This window comes from Bacillus sp. 105MF (genome assembly GCF_000374885.1).
GTDB lineage: Bacteria > Bacillota > Bacilli > Bacillales > Bacillaceae_G > Bacillus_A > Bacillus_A pseudomycoides.
The window spans coordinates 1-2,523 of record NZ_KB895662.1; the positions used below are offsets into that span (position 1 = coordinate 1).

Below are 2,523 nucleotides of genomic sequence, written 5' to 3' on the forward strand. Positions count from 1 at the left end.
AACGTTTTTACGAAAAGAATTTTATCTGTAATTCCTTCCAATGCATCTACCAAATACGACAATCCAATAATTATCATCCAACCAATCGAACGGAGAATATAGTTCGTAAATCCACCAATTTCTAAGTACTCACTAAATGTTTTTAGTATTTCTAACACTTTCTCATCATTCATGGTTTCACCCGCTTTCTCTTAAGCTTCAAATACTTCTTGTATAGTCATATCAAGATACTCATCCACTTCGTCTACTCGTATAACAATCGGCGCTTCACCGGTTCCTCCTGGTTGTAACACCACAACGCCATTTCTAAGTCCAATCATTACTTCTCTCCCCGCCATTACTTGATTCCCGTAAACTTGTAAAATTTGTTGTAAGGAATTGGTTACTTGCATCATACTTCCTCCTTTACGCCTTCTTTTTCTAATAAACCATCCATAATTTCACCGTACTTCCCATTAATCAAACGATACGTATTCTTATCAATTTGTCCTGTCGTTACTAATATTTTCAAATCGTCAATAAAGCTTTCCATTGTACTTGCCTGAATATCCGCTAACGGTCTATTCCATTGCTTCATACATTTCTTTTCAATCACACTCCAAATGGAACGATGTGTTTCAAAGAATTCTTCCGCTGTTTTTTGTTCCCAATTTTCTAAGGTAAGTGGTTCAAAAACACTAGATGATTCTACTATCACAACTGGTTCTGATGAATATGCTTCTTCTGGAATCTCAATCTCTTCATCAATATCCGCAAATTGTGGTTCCTCATACTCTTCTTCTGAAGGCGTCGGTACAGGCTCTGGTTCAGATCCTGGTGCAATTTGTTTTGGCTCTTCTGATTGCCCAGTTGGCTCCTCTTCTTGTTTTGGGAAGAAATCAATTATGAGATCCCTTGGATTCACATATTCATGTAAAGAACGAATGTCGATATCTAAAATGGATTGATCTGTATCAAAGTCATCTCCCAGGTACTCCCAACGGTATTTCATGACCGTTTTTCCTCGGTTCAGAATAGGAAACGGCTCTATCTTTTCAAACTTATTATCACGACGCTTCATAAAGCGTATTACTGCACTTTCTCCTTCTTGGAACCTCATTAACTCTGTTGGCGTTAATAATGGTTTCGTATCAATCCCTTCTGTCTTACTCTTATCAATTGATAATCCTTTTCCACTCCGAGATAATGAATTGATTGTTTGATTCCCTAACTTTTCAGATATTTCTTTTGCGGTTTCTTTATTACCCGATTGAATATAAATTTGATTCCCGCAATTGTCTTGAATGGTGGTACTTGCATCTCCATATTTCATTTTCAACTGCGGAAGAGCTTGCACAATGAGGTTAAATCGGATGTTTCGTCCTAAACATACCGTTACAATATTCCCCATATCATCAATTGCAGGCATATTTCCAAACTCATCTAATAAATACACTACTTCTCTATGACACTTCCCACCACGAGCTAAACCAGCATACTTGGAGAGCACAAAATATAACTGTCTAATAAAGATTGAGGCAATGACATGATTACTAGAATCATAGTCTGGAACGATCATAAAGACCGCAATTGGTTTTTCAAAAATGACAATGCTATCAATTTGTAATCCATCTTGTTTCTCGACAACTTTGAATGTTGTTTCACCTGTATCCTTGTTGATTGTTTGGATCTCTACAATCATTTTCTTCTTCGTTTTACTCTCCATCACATGAATACGCTGACCTTTTTTTACATTTTGCTGGAAATTCAGTTCAAAACGACCTGCTGTATCTGTTTTGATACTTTCTTTCGAACCATCAGGGAAGATTATCTGTACACGTACCCTTGGTGTTCCTTTTCCTTGCAAGCTCTTCCCAAAGCCTATTCGTTTTAAATCGATACTATTACGAGATGTCATTTTCGCAATGCCATCAAAAGTAAAGATGGATAGTTTACTCATTGTAGTACTAAAGATACTTCCTCGTGTTGTCCCGCCCTTTGCAAAGCTAGAAGTTGCAAATTGCATCTTCGCAACACTCTCAGCGGGAAGCATTTCAAAATATATATCTAATGCATTTTGGGTATTTCCTTGTGCATCAATTACAATTTCTTTGGAACCAAGCTCCGATAACATGTTTGCGACTGCATACATCGAAATTTTATCCTCTGCCTTTTCCTGGATACATTTATCTATAACCGCTAAAATTAATGCATTACATAAACTCATCGCACTATTATTCCAAAATGGATCTTTCACATTTGGATTGTAATAAAGTGAAAAGGATAATGTATTACAAAGTGTTTGGGCTGTTGCTGTATCACCTTGTTTATAGGCATCTTTGATAAGTTGAAGCAAGTTGTAACTCATCGACTCTAACGGGTTAATTAAATTTAAAACTTCAATATGAAACCCCCGTTTTTCCAGCGTTTTTTTCGATGCCGCTAGCAATTATGGTGATAGGTAAAGCTTTGATGCAATCTCCACCTTTTCCCCCACCTCACACCGTACGTGCTAGTTTCCTAGCATACGGCGTTCCATCGTGT

The 2,523-nt window shown here is 37.2% G+C and carries 1 protein-coding gene and 1 pseudogene; both read right to left on the bottom strand.

The features are described 5' to 3' along the window. Positions 1-191 precede the first annotated feature (191 nt). The gene (locus tag C564_RS0131270; protein ID WP_003203030.1) at positions 192-392 is read right to left on the bottom strand and encodes a hypothetical protein; all 201 of its coding nucleotides are present in this window, start codon (positions 390-392) and stop codon (positions 192-194) included. Continuing rightward, positions 392-2,428, bottom strand: a pseudogene (locus C564_RS33190) (VirD4-like conjugal transfer protein, CD1115 family); the annotation flags it as partial. The gene C564_RS0131270 and the pseudogene C564_RS33190, both read right to left, overlap by 1 nt. Positions 2,429-2,523 lie beyond the last annotated feature (95 nt).

What these genes read in the sequence shown, in the direction of transcription:
- C564_RS0131270 (WP_003203030.1), bottom strand. Translation starts at nt 392, where the DNA reads ATGCAAGTAACCAATTCCTTACAACAAATTTTACAAGTTTACGGGAAT.